Source organism: Kitasatospora sp. NE20-6, from assembly GCF_045862635.1.
Window position 1 is genome coordinate 54,589 of sequence record NZ_BPRL01000023.1, and the last position, 23,485, is coordinate 78,073.

A 23,485-nucleotide genomic window follows, 5' to 3' on the forward strand; every position below is an offset into this window, starting at 1 on the left:
CCTGCCGGCGGCGGGACCGGGCCCGCGCACTCGCACGATGCACCTGCTACCAGGATATCCGCGCCGCCCTCGAACGCAGTCCGGAGGAAGGTCCCCCGATCAGGCCCGGCCGTTCGCGTCCGTCGGCGCGGGCAGGCGGGCGCGGGCGGGCGGGCAGGCAGGCGGGGGCGGGCAGGCGAGCGGGAGCGGTACCCCGTTCCTGGCCCGGCGGTTCAGCCGCCCCGCAGGCGCTCGGTCTCGCGGCGGTCGCGCTTGGTCGGCCGGCCGGCGCCGCGGTCGCGGACGGCCGCCGGGGCGACGGCCTCGCGCGGGGGCGGCGGGGGGCTGTGGTCGGTGTAGCACTGCACGGCCACCTCGGCGCCGACCCGCTTGCGGATGAGCCGGGTGACCACCACGACGCGTTCCCGGCCGTCGTACTTCAGGCGCACCTCGTCGCCCGGCCGCACGGTCTGGGCGGGCTTCGCCCGGTCGTCGTTGACCCGCACGTGCCCGGCCCGGCAGGCCGCCGAGGCCAGCGAACGCGTCTTCAGCAGCCGGACCGACCAGATCCAGCTGTCCACCCGTACCGGGCCCTCGTCCTCCGCCATGCCCCCGAGCCTAGTGCCCGCCGCGGGCTCCACTAGGTCGAACGGGTGACCGACCGGCCCGCCGCGGCCTGCCGTGCGTGGTCGGACGGATCGAACGGGCGACCATGGCCGCCATGAGCCCCGACCGCGCACCGGGCCCTGCCCGGACCCCGTACGAGATCGCCAACGCCATCGGCGAGGAGATCCGCGTCCTCAACCACCGCACCGCCGTCGGCGTCGGTGCCTTCCCCGACCCCGCCAGCGTGCACGACGTGATCACGGCGCTGCACGCGATCCTCTTCCACCTGCCGCAGGCGCTCGGCCAGGCGGCCGCCGGGCTGGCGGCCATCCCGTCCGGCCAGATCAGGGTGGCCCTCGCCGACGACGACCGGGACACCGCGGCCGCCCGCCAGGCCCGGGTCTCCGAGGAGCTCGCCCGGGCCGCCGAGATCCTGGAGGTGGCCCGCGCCCACGTGGCGTCCGCCTCGGCCTTCACCAGCGGCCTCGACCGCACGGCGCCCGCCGTGGAGCCGGAGCCGCTCGACGACCTGGTCTCCGGGTACCACGACTGACCGCAGCCGCCGGTTCAGTCCTCCGGCAGCGCCGCCACGTACACCCAGGCGCCGTCGAGGCGGACGAAGCGGCTGTGCTCCTCCATCGCGCCGCTCTCGCCGCCGTCGGTGAAGCGGGCGCGGAAGTGCACCGTGCCCTCGGTGTGGAAGGCACCGCCGTCGGTGGCGGACAGCACCTCCAGCCCGTCCCATCGCAGCCCCGGGTCGAAGTCGATCCGGGGCGGCCTGGCGTCCGGGTGCCAGGTGCGCAGCAGGTACGCCGCGTCGCGGGCGGCGAAGGCGCTGTAGCGCGAGCGCATGAGCTGTTCCGCGGTGGCCGCGGCCGCCGTACCGCGGTGCAGCCGCCCGCAGCAGGCGCCGTACGGGCCGGGCAGGCCGCAGGGGCAGGGGGCGGTGGGGGAGAGTCGTGGCTGGTGGCGGCGGTTCGGCATGGGCCCATTGTGCCGCGGGGGCCGCCCGCCGCCGCGCTCCGGTCGCCTGTTTTCGTGCCCCGGGCCGCCCGCCCCCGGAACTCGGGGCGGCGGGGCTGCAACTGTGCGGCCGCCGCGCACGTCTTCCCGGATGAGAGATCCTGGCGCGGCCCCGAGGAGGCGCATCATGCGACGGTGGATCATGCTCCCATTGGCACTCGTCCTCGCCGGCACCGGTTCGGCGGTGGTGCCGCTCGCGGCGTCCGCCGCGGCCCCGGCGGCGGCGGTCACCACGTGCCCGACCGGTTGGGGCAGCCTGCCGAAGGCGGCTTCCGGCACCGGCGGCCAGCATGCGCTGACCAACATCCGCACCGGGCAGCAGCCCTGCTTCGACCGCATGGTGCTGGACATCCCCGGCGCCTCGTCGTCGGCGCTGGTCGGCTACCACGTCCAGTACGTCTCCACGCTCTACCAGGACGGCTCGGGCAAGCCGCTGCCGATCGCGGGCGGCGCGGTGCTGGAGATCGTCGCGGTCGCGCCCGCGTACGACCCGGCGACCGGCTCGCCGACGTACCCGGCGCACGCCGGGCAGGCGCTGCCCGGCGTGAACCTGGCCGGCTACAGCACCTTCCGCGACGCGAAGTTCGCGTCCAGCTTCGAGGGCCAGACCCAGGTCGGTCTCGGTGTGCGGGCCCGACTGCCCTTCCGGGTCTTCCAGTTGGACAACCGGCTGGTCGTCGACGTGGCGCACAGCTGGACCGCCACCCGCTGAGCCGTACGGGCACGGTACGGACACGGGCTCCCCGGCCGGGTGCGGACCCGGCCGGGGAGCGTTCGTCGTGCGCGGGGGCGTCCGCTACGGGTAGGCGACCAGGTTCGCCACGTTGGTCGAGGAGTTGGACGGGCCTCCGGTCGAGTTGACGACGTGGTTGATGGTGCCGGTGCCGCCGAGCGAGACGGTCACCATGTCGTGCAGGCGGACGCCGGTGCGGTTCGGCACCTCGAAGGAGTGCTCGGCGACGACGGCCGGGTTGACGTTGAAGTAGCAGTAGCTGCCGAGGCCCCAGGCCTCGTGGGTGGTGACGGCGTCGCCGACCTTGTAGGCCGGGTAGCCGCGGGTGGAGCCGTTCGTCCAGGCGGCCTGGTTGGGCGGGTCGTAGGGCAGTTCGTTCTGGAAGAAGTACGTGCGGCCGCCGTTGCCGTTCCACACCACCTGCGTCTGCTGGTAGTGCTCGACGAAGAGGCCGTACATGGTGACGTTCGCACCGTTGACGGTGAGGCCGGTGGCGGCGGTGTTGGAGGTCCAGCCGACGCCGCTGCCGTGGTCGGCGCGCCAGATCCACAGGTGGTCGCCGATGACGTTGCTGCTGTTGACGACGAGCGACTGGGTGGCCCGGCCGACGCCCGCGCCGCCGACGCGGAAGAAGACGTCGTGCAGCGAGACCGGGTCGGCACCGTGGTCGGCGGTGGAGCCGTTCGGCCCGATCTGCATCAGGACGGGCGAGTTGACGGTGCCGGCGTCGATGAGCAGGCCGGCGATCTTCACGCCGTCCACGTCGGCGACGCTCATCGCGGTGATGCCGTTGTCGGGGACGAAGGTGGCCAGTCCGAGGCCGAGCACCACGGTGTCCGCCCGGGTGACGGAGATCGTCCGGTCGAGGTGGTAGACACCGGGGGTGACGAGCAGGTCCTTGCCCTGCGCGAGGGCGGCGTTGATGTCGGCCGCGGTCGCTCCGGGCTTCACGATGAAGAACCGGTCGATCGGCAGCGAGGTGCCCGGCTGGCTGCCGCCCGCCCAGGTGGTGCCGCTGCTGTTGCTGCGCAGCGCGGGGACGAACACCTGGTAGGCGCCGGCCGCGTCCACGTACAGGAAGGGCTTCTCGCGGACGACCGGGGTCTGCGCGACCGTGGTGTAGGGCGGGCTGGGGAAGGAGGTGGCGGGGGCGTTGACGTCGCCGACGAAGACCATGTTCCAGTTGGAGCCCGTCCAGCTGCCCCACTGGGAGTTCCGGGAGAGCCACTGCTGCTGGGAGCCGGAGCGCACCTGCCCGTCGACCTTGGAGTCGGCGATGAAGCCGCCGCTCGACCAGCCGCCGTCGTCGAGCTGGAGGTTGCCGCGGACGTGCATGCGCCGGTAGGGCGCGGCCTGCGAGACCGCCCACCGGTCGGTGCCGCCGGTCGGGTTGACGGAGAGGTTCTCGGCGGAGCGCCAGAAGTTCTGGGTAGCGTTGCCCTGGAACCAGTCGGCCTCGGCGTGCACCGCGCCGTTGATCGTGACGTCGTCGGGGGAGAGGCCGAGTCCGGCGACCTGGGTGTAGAAGCCGACGTTCGCGTCGACGCCGTAGCTGCCGGGCTTGAAGAGCAGCGCCTGCCGCTGGGTGCCGAACTGGTTGGACTCCTGCTGGGCGAAGACGCCGTTGAGCCTGGACTGGATCGTGGAGGCGGGCATCGACGGGTCGAACACCGTGACGTTCGGCCCGAAGTCCGGGGTGCCGGGCGGGTTGGTCGTCCCGGAGCCGAGGGTGAACGACTGCGCGGCCGTGCCGTTGCACGTCCACTGCTGCAGCCGGACGGCGTCCGCGGCGGAGGCGCTCGGCACGTCGAGGCACTTGCCGCTGTTGCGGTTGACGAAGTGGTAGCTGCTGCCGGTCTCGGCGACCGGCAGCCACTGCTGGTTGAGGCCGCCGCCGTACGCCCACAGCTGGATCGTGGCGGCGTCGGCGGTGGACACGCCGGTGACGTCCCAGGTCTTCGACGGGTCGCCCTGGGCGTTGACCCGGACGTAGCCGCCGCCGGCGTCCTGGAACTGCCACTGCTGGGCGCCGGTGCCGTTGCAGGCGTACTGCTGCACGGCGGTGCCGTCCGCGGTGGCGGCGGCCGCCGCGTCGACGCACTTGCCGCTGTTCTTCGCGACGACGGTCGTCCAGCCGGTCGGCAGGGCGGCGGCCCGGGCCTCGGTGCCCTGGGCGAGGACGGCTGCGGTGGTGAGCGAGGCGACGAGGCCGAGGACCGCGGTCAGCGGGACGGCCCGTCCGCGGGCACGGGTGCGCCGGGGCGCGGGTGCTATGGACACGGGTGGTGCTCCTCTCGGTGGCGGGGCGGGCCTCAGGCGGGCAGGGACCACTGCTGGTTGGCGGCGCCGGAGCAGTCCCAGATCTGCAGCCGCGTGCCGTTGGCGGAGCTGGGTCCGGTGGCGTCGAGGCAGCGGCCGGAGGCGGGGTTGACCAGCGTGCGGTCGGCGCGGGCCTGCCAGACCTGGGCGGTGGTGCCGTTGCAGTCGTACAGCTGCACCCGGGTGCCGTTGGCGGTGCCGGCGGCGTTGACGTCCAGGCACTTGCCGAGGGCGCGCAGGGTGCCGCCCGTGCCCGCCTGCCAGACCTGGGCGGTGGTGCCGTTGCAGTCGTACAGCTGGACGGCGGTGCCGTTCGCCGGGCTGGCCCCCGCGACGTCGACGCACTTGCCGCCGTAGCCGGTGATCCGTCCGGCGGGGGTGCCCGGGGCGGTGGTGCCGGTGAGCGCGTCGAACGTGCGGGTGAACTGGTACGCGGACTGCGGGGTGCCGCTGCACGTGTCGGAGAGCGTGCCGTTGACGGCGCACGCCTTGTCGCGTCCGACCGACCAGAAGGCGAGCTGCTGGATGCCGCGGGCGGCGGCGAACGCCTCCAGGTCGGTGGCGTCGGAGGTGGTGAAGACCTCGGCGGTGGTGTCGTTGACGCCGATCATCGGCGTGTTGCCCTCCATCGCCCACAGCTGCTCGGAGGTCCGGCCCGTCCAGATCTGCCCGAGCTGCGTGTGCAGGCCGTTCGCGGCGTCGATGGCGGCCTGGCCCATGTCCGTCGCGGGGCCGTAGTCCATCGTCATGATGTTCACGACGTTGACGTCGAGACCGCGGCTCTTGGCGTTGGTGAGCAGGTTCAGCGAGTTCTGCAGCAGGCCGGTGGGGCTGACCGGCAGGGTGTAGTTGACCGCGAGGCGGCGACCGGCCGCGGCGTACTGCTGCTGGAGGGCGGCCAGCGCCTGGTTGCGCCGGTCGTTGGCGGTGGTGTCGTTGAGCGCGGATCCCTCGATGTCGAGGTCGATGCGGGTCAGGTTGAGGGTGTCGACCACCCGCTTGTACTGCGCCTGCAGGGCGGAGACGCTCGTGCAGGCCTGGCCGAGTTCGGTGCCGGCCGCGCCGCCGAAGGAGGCGATGACGTCGCCGCCGGCCGCCCGGAGGCTGTTCACGGCGCTCTGCCAGGAGGCGGAGGTGATCGCGGTGTCGCCGTTGAAGGTGGCGTTGCAGCTGCCGTCGCTGATCACGAAGGCGAGGGTGAAGTACTTCAGGCCGGTGGCGTTGCGCACGTCGGCCATCACCGACGGCGCGTTCCACGTCTCCAGGTAGGGGGCCGCGAAGTGGGCGGGGAAGCCGGGGCCGGGGTCGGCCGCGGCGGACGCCGGGGAGCCGGCCGCGAGCAGCAGGCCGGCGACCAGGGCGGGCAGGGCGGCGGCCGTGGCGGCGGCGCGGGCCAGGGGGCGGAGCACGGTTTCTCCTCGCTGCCTGCGCAGGGGGCGCAGGCGTGGTGGGGGTGAGGAAGGACTGGTGCAGGCGTTCGGAAGATGAACGCGGGGGTGCTCGACGGCGTCCCGGTCGGCGTCCCGGTGGCGGGTCTGTCGGAGCACGGACGGACCGGTGCGCGCACGGCGGACGGACCGTCAGAAGCTTGACAGGTCAGGGCTCTGCCGAGGTGTCACCAGGTGGGTGGCGTGTCGTGCGCGGCCGGGCGGGGCGCCCGGATTGGTCTGGACCCCTTTTTCCAGAACGTGAAGTTAGGCCCGTTGACCGAACCGCGTCAACCCCTCTGCCTCCACAGGTCGAAGAGCGGGAGGCGGTCACCCCGCGTGTCCAGGGCGACGGGCGCCGGACCCCGGTGGAGGATGTGGGGAGAGGACGAGCCGGCGAGGTGATCGCGATGGACGACCGCCGCTTCCCCTTCCTCGACGGCGTCGCAGGGGCGCTCGTCGACGGCAGGGGGACGATCGTGGGCTGCACCGACGCCTTCGAGGACCTGCTCTCCCTCCCCGCCCGCGCCCTCGTCGGCCGCCCCCTGCGGGACCTCCTCGCCCGGCCGGACGACTGGCACGGCCTCCACGGCAGCCCCGGCGACGGCACCGGTGACGGCCCGGGCCCCCACGACAGCCCCGGTGACGGCCCCCGGACCGGCCCCGGCACCCGCGACGCCCGGGTCACCGTGCGCACCGGCGACGGGCGGCCGCTGGGCCTCGACGTCCGCGTCCTCACCCTGCACGGCGGCGACCCCGCCGACCCCGGCGCCGTCCGGCAGGTCGTCCTCGGCGCGCCCTCCGCCACCGTCGTGGGATGGCGCCAGGACCAGGCCTTCACCCGCGAGCTCTTCCTGCAGGACCGCTTCGGACTCGCCGTCTTCGACACCGACCTGCGGGTCGTCCGCACCAACACCCACCTGCTGCCCTACACCGGCGTGCCGCCCACGCTCACCGGGCTCAGGCTCGCCGACTTCCTGCAGCCCGAGGACGCCGTCGTCGTCGAGGGCCACCTGCGCGAGGTGCTGGAGACCGGGCGGCCGCTGGTGCTCGCCGAGGAGCCCGCCCGCACCGTCGTCGACCCGCGCAGCGGACGCATGATGGCCATCTCCGCGTTCCGGCTCCAGGACGCCGTCGGCACCGTCATCGGCGTCACCGTGCTCTTCACCGACATCACCGAGCAGCACCGCAGCCGCCGGCGCCTGGCCCTCCTGCACCGCGTCACCGCCGCCGCCGGCGCCTCGCTCTCCGTCTCCGGCACCGCCGAGGACCTCGCCCGCGCCCTCGTCCCCGAGCTGGCGGACGTGGCCGTCGTCGACATCGCCGCCGCCGTCTTCACCGGCGACGAACCCGTCGCGGACGGCGACGGCCAGCTGCTGCTGCGCCGCACCGCCGTCGCCGGACCGCCCGGATCGTCCCCCGCCACCGGCGACAGCGTGCTGGTGCGGCCCGGCGCCGACCCCGCCGCCCCCTCCGAGGACCCGGCCGGCGCCTGGGCCCTGCACGCCCCGCTCACCGCCCGCGGCATCCTCCTCGGCCAGGTCACCACCCACCGCGACCGCTGGAAGGACCCGTACGAGGACGGCGACCGCCTGCTGCTCGCCGAGATCGCCGCCCGCTCGGCCCTGGCCGTCGACAACGCCCGCCGCTACACCCGCGAGCACCGGGCCGCCGTCGCCCTGCAGCGCAGCCTGCTGCCGCCGTCCGTCCGGACGGTCGCCGCCGTGACGACGGCAGGCGTCTACCTGCCCACCGACAGCGCGGGCGGGGTCGGCGGCGACTGGTTCGACGTCATCCCGCTCTCCTCCGCCCGCGTCGCCCTGGTGGTCGGCGACGTCGCCGGCCACGGCCTGCAGGCCACCGCCACCATGGGCCGGCTGCGCACCGCCGTCCGCACCCTCGCCGACCTCGACCTCGAACCGGACGAACTGCTCGTGCACCTCGACGACCTGGTCTCCCAGCTCCTCATCGAGGGCGACTTCCAGGCGGAGGGCGACGACCCCGCCGCACCGGCCGGTGCCGAGGAGGGCCGCACCCGCCCCGAACCCGGCTCCCTCGGGGCGACCTGCCTGTACGCCGTGTACGACCCCGTCACCCGCTGCTGCACCCTCGCCAGCGCCGGCCACCCCCCGCCCGCCGTCGTCGAACCCGACGGCACCGCGCGCTACCTGCCGGTCTCGCCGGGGCCGCCGCTCGGCGTCGGCGGCCTGCCCTTCGAGGCCACCGAGGCGGTCCTCGCCCCGGGCAGCGTCATCGCCCTCTACACCGACGGCCTGATCGAACGCGGCGAGGGCGACATCGACGAGGGCATGGCCGAACTCCGGAAGCGCCTGCTCGACCTCACCGGCCCCGACCGGCCGCTGCGCGAGGCCGCCGCCCGGATCACCGCCGGCCTGCCGCCCACCCGGCTGCGCGACGACGTCGCCCTGCTCCTCGCCCGCACCCGGGCGGTGCCCGCCGCGGACACCGCCGTCTGGTCGGTCGAGCCCGACCCGGCGGCGGTCGGCCGGGTGCGGGCCGACGCCTGCGCCCGGCTCACCGAGTGGGGCCTGGACGACCTCGCCTTCACCACCGAGCTCATCCTCAGCGAACTCGTCACCAACGCGATCCGCTACGCCGGCGGCCCGGTCGGCGTGCGTCTGATCCGCGCGGACACGCTGACCTGCGAGGTCTCCGACGGCAGCAGCACCCAGCCCCGGATGCGCCGGGCCCGCCTCACCGACGAGGGCGGCCGCGGCCTCTACCTGATCGCGCAGCTCGCCTCCCGCTGGGGCAGCCGCTACACCGCCCGGGGCAAGACCATCTGGACGGAGCAGGAACTGCCGCCCGCCAGGGGCGGTTTCTAGCGATCGTTGCAACACGCGGCTGGTTGCCTGGGCCGCAGAGTTTGACCAGACGCTCGGCCGGGGTTCCCGGCCGAGCATCTGGTTGTTGTCGCACCTTGCAGGTCGTGAGTGTCTGCGGCTGCCCTTGGCTCCCCGATTGCCGGTCGGCAGGTGGTCGGGTGGTGTCGTGTCAGGTCTGGGGTGGTTCAGCGCGGACGAGGCCGTTCTGGTAGGCGATGACGACGAGTTGGGCGCGGTCGCGGGCGCCGAGTTTGGTCATGGCGCGTTGGATGTGGGTGCGGACGGTCAGGACGCTGAGCACGAGGTCGGTGGCGATCTCGTCGTTGGACTTGCCGAGGGCGGCGAGGGCGGTAATTTCCTGTTCGCGGGGGGTGAGGTCGCCGAGTCGTTCGGCGGGGGCCGGCGGCGGGCCGGAGGCGGGGGTGGTGAGGAAGCGGGTGATCAGGGCCCGGGTGGCGGCGGGTGACAGGAGGGCTTCGCCGGCGGCGACGGTGCGGATCGCGTCGAGGAGGGTGTCGGTGGTGACGTGTTTGCCGAGGAAGCCGCTGGCGCCGGCGCGCAGGGCGCGGGCGACGTGTTCCTCGGTCTCGAAGGTGGTGAGGATCAGGACGCGGGTTCCGGCGAGGTCGGGGTCGTCGCAGATCGCGGCGGTGGCGGTCAGGCCGTCCGTGCGAGGCATGCGGATGTCCATCAGGACGACGTCGGGGCGCAGGACGCGGGCGAGGTCGATGGCCTGGTCGCCGTCGGCGGCCTCGCCGGCCACTTCCAGGTCGTCGCAGGAGTCGATCAGGAGGCGGAAGGTGCCGCGCAGCAAGGCCTGGTCGTCGGCGAGCAGGACGCGGATGGTCAACGGTTCTCCTGGGGACGGGCGGTGGGGGGTTGGAGGGGGAGGGTGGCGGTGACGTGGAAGCCGCCCTGGGGGCGGGGGCCGGTGGTGAGGTCGCCGCCGACGGAGTGGGCGCGTTCGCGCATGCCCATCAGGCCGTAGCCGCCGCCGGGCACGGGCGGCGGGGCGGGCGGGCCGTCGTTGGTGACGGTGATGCGCAGGCGGGAGCCGGTGTAGGTGAGGTGCAGGTCGGCGGCGTGGTTCGAGGCGTGCTTGGCCGCGTTGGTCAGGGCTTCCTGCACGATGCGGTAGGCGGTGAGGTCGACGCCCGGGGACAGCGGGCGGGCGGTACCCGTGGTGGTGGCGGTGACGGTCAGGCCCGCCGATTCGAGGGCGGCGAGGAGGTCCGGCAGGCGGCTCAGGCCGGGTGCGGGCTCCAGCGGGTCCGCGTCCGGGTCGCCGGTCTGGCGCAGGACGCCGACGGTGTTGCGCAGTTCCAGCAGTGCGGTGGAGGTGGTGTGGGCGAGGTCGGCGAGGAGTTGCCCGGCCTGCTCGGGGCGGCCGGCGGCCAGGAGGTGGGCGGCGGTTCCGGCCTGGGCGTTGGCGACGGCCATGTGGTGGGCGACCGCGTCGTGCAGTTCACGGGCGATGCGCATGCGTTCCTCGGCGACGCGCAGCCGGGCCTCCTCCTCGCGGGTGCGCTCGGCGTTCGCGGCCCGCTCCTGCACGGTGTGCAGGTAGGCGCGGCGGAAGCGGCTCATCCCGCCCAGGGACAGTGGCAGCAGCAGCCACAGGGCGGTGCCCAGGGTGCGCAGCAGGAAGTCGTCGCCGAGCGGTGCGCCGGCGAGGGAGGTGGCCAGCAGCAGGGCGGCGGTGGTGTAGCCGTAGGTGGCGGTGGTGCGGGAGTCGGTGAGTGCGGCGACCCAGTACAGGGCGGCCATGACGGGGGCCAGCAGCAGGGGGCTGGGGAGGTGGCCGAGTGCGGTGAGGACGGCGGCGCAGGCGGCGGTGACGGTGAGTGCGGTGCGGGGGTGGCGGCGTGCGGTGCAGAGGGCGGCGGTGCAGGCGAGGGCGAGGAGGCGGGCGGGCCAGGGGTTGTGCGGGGGGTGGGAGTCGCTGGTGCTGATCTGGGCGCCGAGTTCCATGCAGGCGCCCAGCATCACCGCCAGCACGGCGTCGGCCGCGCGCGGGTGGCGGCGGCCGTAGCGCTCCAGGTGGCTGGTCATGCTGCCTCTCCGGTGGGGGTGGTGCCCGGTCGCTTCCATGGTCGCCGAGCGGGGCGGGGTCGGACGGGAGGCGGGCCGCCCGGGGCTGGTGCCCGGTCGGCCCGCGGTCGGGCGGTCGGGCGGTCGGCCTGCGGCCGGATCACCGGCTCGCCTGTGCCGGTTCCCTCCCGGTGTGGTCGGGGGCGGGTGCCTGCTCCTCGGGGTGGTGGTCGAGGGCTTCGCCCTCGACGTCGACGCGCGGCAGGACGCGGCCGAGCCACTTGGGCAGCCACCAGGCCTTGTCGCCGAGGAGGGCGAGGACGGCGGGCACGATCGTCATCCGGACGACGAAGGCGTCCAGGAGGACGGCGGTGGCCAGGCCGAACCCGATCATCTTGATCATGGAGCCGCTCTCGGTGATGAAGCCGGAGAACACCGCGATCATGATCAGGGCGGCGGCGACCACGACCCTGGCGCTGTGCCGGAAGCCGGAGACCACGGCCTGCCGGGCGCTATCGCCGCGGGTGTAGGCCTCGCGCATCCGCGAGACGAGGAAGACCTCGTAGTCCATGGCCAGGCCGAACACGATGCCCACCAGGAAGATCGGCATCAGGCTCATGATCGGGCCGGTCTGCTGGACGCCGAACAGGGACGCGAGGTGGCCCTGCTGGAAGACCAGCACCACCGTGCCCAGCGCGGCGAGCACCGAGAGCAGGAAGCCGAGCGCGGCCTTCAAGGGCACGGCGACGGAACGGAAGACGACCAGCAGCAGCACGATCGCCAGGCCGACGACCACGACGAGATAGGGGACCAGGGCGGACTGGACCTTGGCGGCGACGTCGATGTTGAGGGCGGTGGTGCCGGTGACCTCGAAGGTCGCGGAGGTGCCGGTTTCGAGGGCGGGGCGTTCGGCACGGATGGTGGTGACCAGGGTCTTGGTCTTCGCGTCGGTGGGGCTGGTGGTGGGGGTGGCCTGGAACACGGCGGTGTCGCCGGCCTGGTTGAAGTTCGCCGGTGAGACGGACACGACCCCGGGGGTGTGGGCGATCTTCTCGCTGATCGCGTTCACCGCGGCCTTCGGGCCGGGGGCGCCCTTGGCGTCCACGACGACGGTCAGCGGTCCGTTGAAGCCGGGGCCGAAGCCCTCGGCGAGCGCGTCGTAGGCGCGGCGCTGGGTGGTGGAGGTGGACTTGGCCTCGTCGCCGGGCATGCCCAGTTGCAGGCTCGCGGCCGGGACGGCGAGGGCACCCAGGCCCAGGACGCCGAGGATCAGGACCGGCAGCGGGCGGCGCAGCACGAACCGGGCCCAGCGGGTGCCCAGGTTGCCCCGACCCGCCTCCGGCGCCTCGCCGTCCGCCGGGGCGGCGGGGGTGGTGGCGGCCGGGGTGTGCCGGCCGTGCTTGAGGGCCTTGCGGGCGCTGCGGGAGAGGACGGCGTCGGGCCAGAACGCCAGGCACGCGGGGACGAGGGTCAGCGCGGCCAGTACGGCGATCGCGACCCCGCCGGCGGCGGCCAGGCCCATCTGGGTGAGCATCGGGATCCCGACGACCGACAGACCGGCCAGGGCGATGACCACGGTCAGGCCGGCGAAGACCACCGAGGAGCCGGCGGTGCCCACCGCCCGGCCCGTGGCCTCCTTCGGGGAGCGGCCCCGGGCGCGTTCCTCGCGGTAGCGGGAGACGACGAACAGCGCGTAGTCGATGCCGACCGCCAGACCCAGCATCATGCCCAGGGTGCTGGTGTCCGAGGACAGGCCCAGCGGGTTGGCGAGCAGCATGATCGCGAACAGGCTCACGGCGACGCCGACGATGGCGGTCAGCAGCGGCAGCCCGGCCGCGGCCAGCGAGCCGAAGGTGATCAGCAGCACGACGGCCGCCACCGAGATCCCGATGATCTCGGCCACGCCGCTCAGGCCCTCGTCGGTCTCCATCGCGGAGCCGCCCGTCTCCACGGTCAGGCCGGCCGCGCGGGCCTGGCCGGCGGCCTGGTCCACCGCGGTGCGGCTGGTGTCGGTGACGTCGTCGGAGGGCACCTTGTAGGTGACGGTGGCGTACGCGGTGGAGCCGTCCTTGCTGACCGCGTCCGACTCGAACGGGTCCGCGACCAAGGCCACCTGCGCGCCGGTGGACAGGGACTTCACCGCCTTCTCGACGGCCGCCCGGTTGTCGGTCGCGGTGACCTGCTGCCCGTCCGGGGCGACGAAGACGACCGTCGCGCCGGCGCCGTCGGCGCTCGCGCCGGGGAAGCGTTCCTGCATCAGGTCGTACGCCTGCTGGGACTCGATGCCCGGCATCGAGGAGTCCCCCTTGGAGGCTCCCGGCGCGGTCAGTCCGCCCACGCCGACCGCGGCCAGCACCGCCACCCACAACAGGACCACCAGGCCCCGGCGCCGAGCCGCCCAGCGGCCCAGCCGATAGAGAAAAGCTGCCACGTCAGGGCCTTCCGTATCCGTCTTCCGACAACCACTCCAGGCTCGCTCGGAAGGCCCCGCCCGGTCGTCCCCCAGCTACTGGCACTTCCGCCTACCGAAACCGCAGTACCGACTACCGCAACCGCAGTACCCGACCAGCCCGCCCACGACCCGACCGCCCCGGCCACCGCCCCGGCCACCGCCCCGCCTCCGCAGGCCTCGCCGAACGAACGTCTTTCCCCAGCAGCCGAACCGGACCCAGGAGAGCAACTTGTCGCTCCGCCGTGGATTCGGACTGGACCGTGATAAGCCTGGTCAGACGCTCAACCGGGGTCTCCCGACCGAGCGTCTTGCGCGGGCCGTGGTTGAGTTGCTCGGCGACGGCGACGGCGGCCAAGTGCTCGGGGCCGTGGGCCGAGAGGTCGGTGCCCTTGGGAAGTACTGGCGGAGCAGGCCGTTGGTGTTCTCGTTGGAGCCGCGCTGCCAGGGACTGGCGGGGTCGCAGAAGTAGACCGGCATCCCGGTGGCCACGGTGAACTGCTTGTGGCGGGCCACCTCGGCTTCACAGGCTCCGAGATGATCACATCGGACATCGTGACGGTTCCCGTCCTGTAGTCCACGCGTCGGCCGTCGGGGTGGATCCGTGAGTTGTCGGACTTCCGGACGCCCCGGTCCCAGTCCCTGGCTGTGGGACCGTGCACACCGGCCTGCTCGGCGGCCTCCCGCCTGGAGACACCCCGGGCCCGCAGCTTCATGTACTCCTCGCGCCCAGGGTGTCCCAGGTGCCCGTGGTTCATGCCGGCCTTGCGGGCCGGCGTGAACGCCGTATTCAGATTCAGTCCCAGCTCACGTGTCACGGGGGACACGCTCCCCACGGCATCAAGCCGTTCAAAGAGCAGCCTCTTCAACTCCGGATCGAGCCTCTTACCGCCCACGGTCCTCGCAACTCCCATGATCATGAGTGTTGCGAGGACCGCCAGACCCAAGAGGTAGGTCCGGCCCTTGTGTGCGGCCGTCACGCGCCATACGGTGTGTTGCACCTCATCGAACAGAGTGTTTGATCGAGGCCGCCGGACGCCGCGCCGTCCGCCCGACCCGGAACCGGTGCCCCATGACCGACCCGCCCGCCACCCTGCCGGAGACCCCCCTCGCCGTGCCCGACGGCCCGGGCACCGGCCCCGACGGCAGCCCCGACGGCAGGGCCCTCGGCGCCCGGATCCGCGGCTACCGCGAGATGCGCGGCCTGTCGCTGCGCGCCCTCGGCGAGGCCGCGGGGGCCAGCCCGGGCTTCCTCAGCCAGGTCGAACGCGGCCTGGCGGGCGCCAGCATCGGCATGCTGCGGCGGATCTCCGGCGCGCTCGGCCTCACCATGGCCGACCTCTTCGACGACGCCGCACCGGCCGGGCCCCGGGTCGTCCGGCGCGCCGCACGGCCCGCGCTCCTCACCGCCCCCGGCACCCGCAAGTACCTCGTCTCGCAGCGCCCGCTCTCCCATCTGGAGGTGTACGCCGGGGAGTTCGACCCCGGGGCGTCCACCGGGGCGGAGGCCTACACGCACGGCGACTCCCAGGAGATCCTGGTCGTCCTGGCGGGCCGCGTCGTCGTCGAACTCGACGGCCACCCCTACACCCTGGACGCCGGCGACAGCCTCGACTACCGCACCGCCACCCCGCACCGGGTGGCCAACCCCGCGGACACGCCCGCCGAGGTGCTCTGGATCGTCAGCCCGCCCACCCCCGGCTGAGACCGCCCACCCCGACCGAGACAGCCCACCCCCACCGAGGCACAGGACCACCCATGAGCCCGACCCCGCAGCCGTCCCCGACCCCCGCAGCCGTCCCGGCCGCCGTACCCGCCCCTGCCCCCGCGAGCGCGGCCGGCACCGCCCGGACCAACGGCGAGGTCGCCTTCTGGTACGCCGCGCACGGCCTGCCCGCCCGGCGCCCCGCCCTCGACGGCGACATCGAGGCGGACGTGGCCTTGGTCGGCGGCGGCTACACCGCACTCTGGACGGCCTACTACCTCAAGCGGGCCGACCCCTCGCTGCGGATCGCCGTGCTGGAGAAGGAGTTCGCCGGATTCGGGGCCTCCGGGCGCAACGGCGGCTGGCTCACCGCCGCCCTCCCGGGGCAGTTCCGCCGCTACGCCGCCACGCACGGGCCGGACGCCGCCGCGGCCATGCAGCGGGCCATGTTCGCCACCGTCGACGAGGTGATCGACGCCGCCCGCACGGAAGGCATCGACGCCGACATCCGCAAGGACGGCGAACTGCACGTCGCCGTCGGCGCGGTGCAGGAACGCCGCATGCTCGCCCACCTCCCCGCCCTGCGCGAGGAGGGCTGGGGCGAGGACGACATGGTCCGGCTCGGCGCCGGCGAACTCGCCGACCGGGTACGCGTCGCCGGTGCCCGCGGCGCCCTGTGGACCCCGCACTGCGCCCGCATCCACCCGGCCGCCCTCGTCCGGGGCCTGGCCGCCGCGGTCGAACGCCTGGGCGTCACCGTGTACGAGGACACCGAGGTCACCGCGGTGCGCCCCGGCGCCGCGGTGTGCCGGCAGGGCACCGTGCGCGCACGCCACGTGATCCGCGCCCTGGAGGGCTTCACGGCCGGCCTGGACGGCCACCGCCGCACCTGGGTGCCGATGAACAGCAGCATGATCGTCACCGCTCCGCTGGAGCAGGCCGTGTGGGACGAGATCGGGTGGCGCGGCGCCGAGGTCGTCGGCGACGAGGCCCACGCCTACTGCTACCTGCAGCGCACCGCCGACGACCGGATCGCCATCGGCGGACGCGGCGTCCCGTACCGGTTCGGCTCACGGGTCGACGCGCGCGGCGAGACGCACGCCTCGACGCAGCGCCAGCTGACCGACCTGCTCGGACGGCTCTTCCCCGCCGCGGCCGGCGCGCCCGTCGACCACGCGTGGTCCGGCGTGCTCGGCGTGCCCCGCGACTGGTGCGCCACCGTCGGCCTCGACCCGGCGACCGGCCTCGGCTGGGCCGGCGGCTACGTCGGCCACGGCGTCGCCACCACCAACCTGGCCGGCCGCACCCTGTGCGACCTCGTGCTCGGCCGCGACACCGAACTCACCCGGCTGCCCTGGGTCGGCCGCCGGGTCCGCGGCTGGGAACCGGAGCCCCTGCGCTGGCTCGGCATCCGCGGGCTGTACGCCGCCTACCGCGCGGCCGACCGCCGGGAGGACGGCGGACTCGGCCGCACCTCGCGGATCGCCCGCGCCGCCGACCTGCTGAGCGGCCGCTGACCTGCTGGGCGGCCGCTGAGCGGACGGCGGGAAAACCCTTCCTCCCGCGAACGACTGACGGGCCGTCGGCCGGGCCGGTTTCCGGTCAGGTGCTTCGGCCTCGCCGACCGCCCGGCGCCGACCGGCCCGGCGCCACCCGGTACCGGCGGGCACGCTGCTGAACGCCGTGCACGTCCCCGCCGGGCCGACCGGCCCCGCCGTCACCCCGTCCGCGGGCCGACCCCTTCCGGGGCCGGCCCTGCGGCCGTACGGGTGTTGCCGGCCGCCGTCCGGGCGGACGGCGGCCGGGATGCTCAGCGCTCGGGCACCGGCAGCAGCGTGACGCCGCCCGGCGGCTGATCGGGCCGGGCCGCCAGCGCGTACAGCGCGAAGGTGGTCTCGGGATGCTGGATCTCGTCCAGCAGGTGGTCCTGCTCGGGGTCACCGCAGTGGCGGAGCGTGGTGACCGCCTCGCTGGCTGCGTCCGTGAACTCCTGGTCGATCACGGCGTCCTCCTTCCCGGAGGGTCTGTTCTCACAGCCTATTCGGATCCGACCCCGGAGGTGGATCGGCGACGCGCGGACATTCCCGCCGCGGCCCGGATCCGCGGCCCGGATCCGCGGCCCGGATCCGCGGCCCGGCCGCCCGTGCCGCCCGGGGCCTCCGGGCTTCGAGCCCCTTACGCCGGATGGTGGCCGCCGGGCAGCAGGGCCTCCATCGCCGCGACCGGCAGCGCGGGGTTGGCGGCGGCAGCTTCCCGGACGTCGGGCTCGTCGGCACCGAGCAGCGCCACCACCACCGGTGGGGGCAGCGCCGGATGCGCGGCGGCCCCGCACCGGGTCTTCCGGTCCGCCAGGCAGGCCGTCAGCGCGGCCGCCGTGGCGTTCGGGTGCCGGGCGATCCCGGCGAGCGCCCCGCGGACCGGCGGGTCGAGTGCCGCCAGCCGCTCCAGGACGGCCGGTGACGCGTCCGGGTTCGTCGCGAGCGCGGCCGCGACCTGCCTGCCGTGCCGGTCGAGCAGCGCGTGCATCCGGGCCTCGCCGATGCCCGGATGCGACGCGACGGCGCCCACCACCTTCGCGTCCGGGTCGGCGGCCAGCGCGTCACGGACCGGGTCCGGCAGGTCGCGCCGCCGGGCGACGAGCACCCGCACCTCCGGTCGGGGGGACGCGGCGAGCCGGGCGACCTCCGCCACGGAGGCGGCGGCCACCCGGGGCAGCAGGTCGGCGCCGATCCGGGCCGCCCGGGCCAGGCCGGCCAGGACGTCGAGCGGCAGCCGCGGATGCCGGGCCAGCGTCCGCCGCACGTCTGCGTCACGCTCGACGGCGAGCCGGCGGATCACCGGCCCGCCGATCGCCGGGTTCGCCGCCAGCGCCGACCGCGTCCACGGCGCCGGGTCGTCGGCGAGCCGCAGGTACACCCCGGGCGGCAGGTCCGGACGTTCGGCGACCTCCCGGCGCAGCGCCGGCGAGGGGTGGCCGGCGAAGGCGGCGGCGGATCCGGCAGGCGTGCCGGGGTTGCGCAGCGCCATCATCACGATGTCCGGCACGGACGCGTGCGAGCCGTCCTCGCACGCACCGGACCGTCGGTGCGCCGGGGCAGGTGGCCCGGTGCCGCACGCGCAGTCCGCGCAGAGCCGCACCGGCGGCAGCCCCGCACCGGTGAGCAGCGCCACCAGGACCTCCGGCGGCGTCCGGAGGTTGCACGCCACCGCCTGGCGGACGCGGGCGTGCGGGTGCGCCGCGAGCCGGGCGGTCACGGCCGCGGAGGTCCACTGTGCCAGCTCCGCGACGACCTCCACCTCGGGGTCGGCGGCGAGCGCCGCCACGACGTCCGGCGGCAGGCCGGGACACGCGGCGAGCCGTTCGCGTCGCCAGGGGTCGGGGTCGGCGGCCAGGCGCCGCGCCCACTCCGGAGGCCCGGCTCCCCGGTCGAGGAAGGCGAGCGCCGCCTCGGGCCGTGCGACCGGGTCGATGTCGGCGGCGGTGAGGTGTCCGGCGTGTACGAGTGCCACCGCGACCGCCTCGCCGATCGGGAGGAGGGCCACCACGTGCGCCCGCCCGAGGCCGGGGCGGTGGGCGAGTGCACCCGCCAGGTCATCGCCGGTGTCGTCCTCGGCGTCCGCCCCGGCGCCCGCCCGCGCCGTCGCGATCAGCCGGTCGAGCAGACCGGACGGCAGGGACGGATTCGCGGCGAGCCCGCGCAGCGCGGCGTTCACCGCGGCATCCTCCTCCGGACGGCCCGCCACGGCACGTGGTTTTCCGCCCCGCCCCGCCCCGCCTCGCCCCTGCGCCGTGCCTGCGGCGCCTGCGGCGTCCGGGCGGCGATACTCCGGGCATGGACGAGATGCCGGTGCCGGACCCCGACCCGCACCCCGACCCGAACCCCGGCCGGACCGGGGACGGCCTGGACGGGGGCGACGGGGGCGACGGGGGCGACGGTGCCGGGGACGCAGGCGGTGTCTGGTGGGAGGCCGGTGAGGAGCCCGACTACCGGGCGACCCTCGCCAACGAGCGCACCTTCCTGGCCTGGTCGCGTACGGCGCTGGCGCTCCTCGCCGGCGCCCTGGCCGTGCTGCAGCTCGCGACGCTGGTGCCGTACGGCCTGCGCCTGGCGATGGCGGCGTACCTGCTGGTCCTCTCGATGGCGACGACGCTGGTCGGCTACCGGCAGTGGCGGGTGCGCCAGCAGCGGATGCGCCATGCACAGCCGCTCGGCCACGGCCCCGCTCAGGCCGTGCTCACCGCGGGCCTGATGCTGCTCACCGTGCTGGTGGCGGTCGCGACCGGGTTCGGCGCCCGCTGAGCGGCGGGTGACGGCCTGTCCGGCGGCGTCCGGGAGGGCCCGCCCGATGGGCTGTTCGGCCGATCGGCACGTCCGTCCCCGCCCTCGCCCCGGCCGTGTCCGAGCCGGGGCCCCTGGTGCAGTTCAAGAGCGCCGAGTTCGGCAAGTGCATCGTCGACCCGCTGCCCTGACCGCGGTCCCCCGTGGCAGCGGCGGCAGTGGCAGCGGCCGCGCCGAGGCCGGGAACAACCGGGGCGGCCGGTGGATTGTCCCGGTGACACCTGCCGCCGCCCCGAGGGGGAGCACACGATGAGCACACTGACGGTCCGTTACCTGGGCGGTCCCACCGCCGTCCTGGAGATCGACGGCCTCCGGCTGCTGACCGACCCCACGTTCGACCCGCCCGGCGAGTACCCGGTCGGCTCCCGCACCCTCGCCAAGACCGCGGGTCCGGCCGTGCCGCTCGCCGGGATCGGGCCGGTGGACGCCGTGCTCCTCTCGCACGACCAGCACCCCGACAACCTGGACACCGCCGGGCGCGCCTTCGTCACCGATCCGGTCGCCGCGCCGCCGGTGTTCTCCACCGCTGCCGCCGGGGAACGCCTCGGCGGCAGCGTCCGGGTGCTGCCGAACTGGCAGCACACCGAGCTGGCCCGGCCCGGCGGCGGCACCCTGCGGATCACCGGCGTGCCGGCCCTGCACGGCCCCGTGGGCAGCGAGCACCTGGTCGGCGAGGTGACCGGCTTCGTCCTCTCCGGGGCCGGGCTCCCCACCGTGTACGTCAGCGGGGACAACGCCTCCGTGGACGTCGTGCGTGCCGTCGCCGACCGGGTCGGGCCGGTCGACGTCGCCGTCCTCTTCGCGGGCGCCGCCCGGACCCCGCTCGTACCGGACGAGCCGCTGACCCTCACGGCCGACCGGGCGGCCGAGGCCGCCGCCGTCCTCGGCGCGCGTGACGTCGTGCCGCTGCACTTCGAGCACTGGGCGCACTTCACCGAGGACGGGGCCGCGCTCGTCGCCGCGTTCGAGGCGGCGGGCCTGGCGGAGCGGCTGCAGCTGCTGAAGCCCGGTGAGGCGTTCGTGCGGTGACGGCCGCCCCGCGGCGGGGCCCCCTGCTCAGCCCTCCGACGGCCCGGCGGGGTCCGTCAGGGCGCTCCGGGAGGCGCGGAGCATCGCGTCGCGCTCGACGACCTTGACGCGCTCGCGCTCCTCGCGCTCGCCGAGGGCCCGCTCGTGCGCGTCCAGGAGCTTCCAGCCCTCCCAGGTGGTGTAGTCGACGCCCTGCTCGGCGAGGTACGCGGTCACGGCGTCCTCGCCGGGCGCCGACGCGCGGTGCAGCAGGTCGGCGCGGTGGTCGGCGACCAGGCAGGCGACGGTCTCGTTGGCGTCGCCCTTGGTGTGCCCGATGAGGCCGACCGGCCCGCGCTTGACCCAGCCGGTGACGTACGTCGACGGCAGGTGCGCGCCCGCCTCCAGGACCCGGCCCGCCTCGTGCGGCACGGTCGCGGAGATCGGGTCGAACGGCAGCTTGGGCAGCTCGTCCGAGCGGTAGCCGACGGCGCGGTAGACGGCCTGGACGTCCCAGTCCCGGAAGACGCCGGTGCCGGTGGTGTCGCCGGTGCCGTCGAGCTCGGTGCGCTCGGTGCGCAGGCCCACGACCCGGCCGTCCTCGCCGAGGATCTCCACCGGCGACTCGAAGAAGTGCAGGTGGATGCGGTGCGGGCGGTCGCCGGTGTCGCGGATCGCCCAGTTCTCCAGGGTGGAGGCCACCATGTCGGCCTGCTTGTTGGCGCGGCGCGTGGCGATCGACCCGTCGTCGTAGTCGATGTCCTCCGGGTCGACGACCACCTCGATGGTGGGGGAGTGGTCGAGCTCGCGCAGCTCCATCGGGCTGAACTTCGCCTGCGCGGGCCCGCGGCGGCCGAAGACGTGGACCTCCACGGCCCGGTTGGCGGCCAGCCCGTCGTACACGTTGCCGGGGATCTCGGTGGGCAGGAGCTCGTCGGCGGTCTTCGCGAGGATGCGGGCGACGTCCAGGGCGACGTTGCCGACGCCGAGGACGGCGACCTTCTCGGCCTCCAGCGGCCACGTCCGCGGGACGTCCGGGTGGCCGTCGTACCAGGACACGAAGTCGGCGGCGCCGTAGGAGCCGTCCAGCCCGACGCCGGGCACGGTGAGATCGCGGTCGGCGACGGCGCCGGTCGCGAAGACCACGGCGTCGTAGAAGCGGTGCAGGTCGTCGAGGGAGATGTCGCCGGGGTAGTCGACGTTGCCGAAGAAGCGGACCTGCGGCTTGTCGAGCACCTGGTGCAGCGCGGTCACGATGCCCTTGATCCGCGGGTGGTCGGGCGCGACGCCGTAGCGGATCAGCCCGAACGGCGCGGGCAGCCGCTCCAGCAGGTCGATCGAGACGCCGGGGTCGGCGGCGATCTCGGACTTGAGCAGGGCATCGGCAGCGTAGACACCGGCGGGGCCGGCTCCGACGATCGCGACCCGGACAGGGCGGGACATGGCGGCTTCCTTCAGGGCGGGGCGGGCCGCGGCGGCCCGGGGCGGACGACGGAGAGGGTCTGGGCCTCAGCCTCGCCCGTACCGCGCCAGGCCGGTACGTGCCTCCGGGTTATGGAGCCATAAGGCTGACCTATGGGTGCGGCGGGCACGAATCCGGGCCGGCGGCAGTTGGGGGGTGCGTCGCCGGTGACGGCACGGACCGGGCAGGACCCGGCAGCGGGAGGGCCGTGCCCCGCTCAGATCCGCAGCGCCCCGGCGAACGGACCGTGCCCGACCCCCACCGCGGTCACCGCCAGCCAGCCGTGCCCGCGCACCGGCGTCTCCGCCGAGACCGCCGCCGGATCGACGGAGAGCTGCCGGGCCGCCGTGGTGATGCCCGCCGTCGCGGCCCGGTTGGGGTCGAGCGGCTCCTCCGCGTACGCGTCGTCGTCCAGCTCCCCCAGCCCGGAGTCGTCGGCGGGCTCCTCCCAGGGCAGCGGCGCGCCCGTCCACTCCGGCGTGGCGTCGGACCAGTAGCCGCGCCGCACCCGGCCGTCGACCGCGACCGCCCAGATCGTGGAGTCGCCGTGCGCGTCCCGGTGGAAGAACTGCGCCTGCCCGCAGACGGCGCTGATCCGCGCGATCGTGTCGTGCGGCCACCACTGCATCTCGGCGATCGGCGTCTCCGCGTAGACCAGCCGCCAGCCCGCGAGCTCCGGGGTGACGAAGACGCGGTGGACGGCGCCGTGGCTGCCGTCCGGAAGGTCCGGGTAGTGCGTGTCGTGCCGGCGCACCGACAGGCCGAGCTCCAGGGTGACCGGCACCCGGTCGTGCAGGCCGAGCGCCTCGAAGACGCCCTCGTAGCGGTCGCCGGGCACGGCGATCCACCAGTGGTCCGGCAGCGGCCGGGGGCGCTCGGTCGTGAGCTTCACCCGGATCAGCCGCTCCACCAGGGCCCGGTCGCGGTCCGACAGCGCCCCCGCGCCCCCGACGGCCGCCAGCGCGTGCAGCGCGCGGCGCCGCAGCGGCGGCCGGCCGTCGGCCCGCACCCGCCGCAGCGCCGGGACGAGACCCGGGCCGATCCGTTCGAGCAGCGCTTCGAAGCCGGCAGCACCGGCGCCGGGAGCGGTGGTGACGGCGGAGGGAGCGACGCCGGAGGGGGCGGTGGTGACGGGCGCGGAGTCGGGGTGGTGGTCGGTCAGCAGCGCCACCGCGACGGCGTCCAGGAGGGCGTCGTCGAGACGGGGGAGGAGACCGGCGAGCAGGCGTGCCGTCCGGGGGCCGCCGCGGCGGAAGGCCCGGAGCAGCGCGGGCGCCGCGGCGCCGCCCGACCCGGCGAGCGCGGCGGCGAGGTCGGCTCCGTCGGCACCCGGATCGGTCAGTCTGCCGACGAGTTCATCGATCTCCATGCGCGGAGGCTAGCGCCCGGGGCGGACAGCCTCCCTGCCACCCCCGGGGCTCCTTATTTCAAGGCTCGACATAAGCCCCCGCGCGGTCGTTAGAATCCGGTCGGAGGAGCCGGCCGCCCTCCCGCCCGCGTCGTCGCGGCGCACCCCGTGCACCCCCACCCCGCACCCCACTTCGCACCCCCACCCCA

18 protein-coding genes and 1 pseudogene are annotated in these 23,485 nt (G+C 75.0%); 7 read left to right on the plus strand and 12 right to left on the minus strand.

Features of this window, described 5'->3' with window-relative positions; all coding sequences use genetic code 11:
* Window positions 1-212 precede the first annotated feature (212 nt).
* On the minus strand, window positions 213-620 hold the full coding sequence (locus SNE206_RS19675; RefSeq protein WP_407914728.1) for an RNA-binding S4 domain-containing protein: 408 nt from the start codon (window positions 618-620) through the stop codon (window positions 213-215).
* A gap of 80 nt (window positions 621-700) precedes the next feature.
* Here SNE206_RS19675 and SNE206_RS19680 point away from each other — a divergent pair, with 80 nt between their 5' ends.
* Entirely contained in the window at window positions 701-1,138 is a 438-nt protein-coding gene (locus tag SNE206_RS19680) for a hypothetical protein (protein WP_407914729.1), read from the plus strand.
* Window positions 1,139-1,152: 14 nt separating this feature from the next.
* On the opposite strand, the gene SNE206_RS19685 is transcribed toward SNE206_RS19680, so the two are convergent.
* On the minus strand, window positions 1,153-1,569 hold the full coding sequence (locus SNE206_RS19685; RefSeq protein WP_407914730.1) for a YchJ family protein: 417 nt from the start codon (window positions 1,567-1,569) through the stop codon (window positions 1,153-1,155).
* Between the two features lie 166 nt (window positions 1,570-1,735).
* Between SNE206_RS19685 and SNE206_RS19690 the strand changes: the two genes are divergently transcribed.
* On the plus strand, window positions 1,736-2,320 hold the full coding sequence (locus tag SNE206_RS19690) for a hypothetical protein (protein ID WP_407914731.1): 585 nt from the start codon (window positions 1,736-1,738) through the stop codon (window positions 2,318-2,320).
* 84 nt (window positions 2,321-2,404) lie between these two features.
* Here SNE206_RS19690 and SNE206_RS19695 read toward each other — a convergent pair whose 3' ends face one another.
* Both SNE206_RS19695 and SNE206_RS19700 read right to left on the minus strand, forming a co-directional pair.
* Window positions 2,405-4,621 (minus strand): RICIN domain-containing protein, encoded by a 2,217-nt coding sequence (locus SNE206_RS19695; protein ID WP_407914732.1) that lies wholly within the window; start codon window positions 4,619-4,621, stop codon window positions 2,405-2,407.
* 32 nt (window positions 4,622-4,653) lie between these two features.
* Complete coding sequence (locus SNE206_RS19700; protein WP_407914733.1) at window positions 4,654-6,069, minus strand: ricin-type beta-trefoil lectin domain protein; 1,416 nt, start codon at window positions 6,067-6,069, stop codon at window positions 4,654-4,656.
* Window positions 6,070-6,497: 428 nt separating this feature from the next.
* On the opposite strand from SNE206_RS19700, the gene SNE206_RS19705 reads away from it, so the two are divergent.
* On the plus strand, window positions 6,498-8,933 hold the full coding sequence (locus tag SNE206_RS19705) for a SpoIIE family protein phosphatase (protein ID WP_407914734.1): 2,436 nt from the start codon (window positions 6,498-6,500) through the stop codon (window positions 8,931-8,933).
* 169 nt (window positions 8,934-9,102) lie between these two features.
* Here SNE206_RS19705 and SNE206_RS19710 read toward each other — a convergent pair whose 3' ends face one another.
* The 4 genes and pseudogenes from SNE206_RS19710 to SNE206_RS19725 all read right to left on the minus strand — a co-directional run.
* The gene (locus SNE206_RS19710) at window positions 9,103-9,783 is read right to left on the minus strand and encodes a response regulator (RefSeq protein WP_407914735.1); all 681 of its coding nucleotides are present in this window, start codon (window positions 9,781-9,783) and stop codon (window positions 9,103-9,105) included.
* A complete protein-coding gene (locus SNE206_RS19715) occupies window positions 9,780-10,985 on the minus strand; it encodes a sensor histidine kinase (protein ID WP_407914736.1) in 1,206 nt (401 codons plus the stop codon). Before SNE206_RS19715 ends, SNE206_RS19710 begins: the two co-directional genes overlap by 4 nt.
* A 139-nt stretch (window positions 10,986-11,124) precedes the next feature.
* Window positions 11,125-13,395, minus strand: a complete 2,271-nt coding sequence (locus SNE206_RS19720; RefSeq protein ID WP_407914737.1) for an MMPL family transporter — start codon at window positions 13,393-13,395, stop codon at window positions 11,125-11,127.
* Window positions 13,396-13,678: 283 nt separating this feature from the next.
* Window positions 13,679-13,935, minus strand: a pseudogene (locus SNE206_RS19725) (IS30 family transposase); the annotation flags it as partial.
* 550 nt (window positions 13,936-14,485) lie between these two features.
* Here SNE206_RS19725 and SNE206_RS19730 point away from each other — a divergent pair.
* Window positions 14,486-15,118 carry a helix-turn-helix domain-containing protein gene (locus SNE206_RS19730; protein WP_407914738.1) on the plus strand — a complete coding sequence of 211 codons (633 nt, stop codon included), beginning with the start codon at window positions 14,486-14,488 and terminating at the stop codon, window positions 15,116-15,118.
* A 53-nt stretch (window positions 15,119-15,171) separates the two neighbouring features.
* Complete coding sequence (locus SNE206_RS19735) at window positions 15,172-16,635, plus strand: NAD(P)/FAD-dependent oxidoreductase (protein WP_407914739.1); 1,464 nt, start codon at window positions 15,172-15,174, stop codon at window positions 16,633-16,635.
* Between the two features lie 293 nt (window positions 16,636-16,928).
* Here the strand turns inward: SNE206_RS19735 and SNE206_RS19740 are convergent, their stop codons facing one another.
* Together SNE206_RS19740 and SNE206_RS19745 are read right to left on the minus strand one after the other, a co-directional pair.
* Window positions 16,929-17,120 (minus strand): hypothetical protein, encoded by a 192-nt coding sequence (locus SNE206_RS19740; RefSeq protein ID WP_405014561.1) that lies wholly within the window; start codon window positions 17,118-17,120, stop codon window positions 16,929-16,931.
* Window positions 17,121-17,293: 173 nt separating this feature from the next.
* The gene (locus tag SNE206_RS19745; protein ID WP_407914740.1) at window positions 17,294-18,832 is read right to left on the minus strand and encodes a hypothetical protein; all 1,539 of its coding nucleotides are present in this window, start codon (window positions 18,830-18,832) and stop codon (window positions 17,294-17,296) included.
* Window positions 18,833-18,951: 119 nt separating this feature from the next.
* Here SNE206_RS19745 and SNE206_RS19750 point away from each other — a divergent pair, with 119 nt between their 5' ends.
* Both SNE206_RS19750 and SNE206_RS19755 read left to right on the plus strand, forming a co-directional pair.
* Complete coding sequence (locus tag SNE206_RS19750) at window positions 18,952-19,419, plus strand: YidH family protein (protein WP_407914741.1); 468 nt, start codon at window positions 18,952-18,954, stop codon at window positions 19,417-19,419.
* A 288-nt stretch (window positions 19,420-19,707) separates the two neighbouring features.
* Complete coding sequence (locus SNE206_RS19755; protein ID WP_407914742.1) at window positions 19,708-20,487, plus strand: MBL fold metallo-hydrolase; 780 nt, start codon at window positions 19,708-19,710, stop codon at window positions 20,485-20,487.
* Window positions 20,488-20,514: 27 nt separating this feature from the next.
* On the opposite strand, the gene SNE206_RS19760 is transcribed toward SNE206_RS19755, so the two are convergent.
* Both SNE206_RS19760 and SNE206_RS19765 read right to left on the minus strand, forming a co-directional pair.
* Window positions 20,515-21,909, minus strand: coding sequence for an FAD-dependent oxidoreductase (locus SNE206_RS19760; RefSeq protein ID WP_407914743.1), 1,395 nt, complete (start codon window positions 21,907-21,909; stop codon window positions 20,515-20,517).
* Between the two features lie 236 nt (window positions 21,910-22,145).
* The gene (locus SNE206_RS19765) at window positions 22,146-23,297 is read right to left on the minus strand and encodes a hypothetical protein (protein ID WP_407914744.1); all 1,152 of its coding nucleotides are present in this window, start codon (window positions 23,295-23,297) and stop codon (window positions 22,146-22,148) included.
* Window positions 23,298-23,485: the final 188 nt, after the last annotated feature.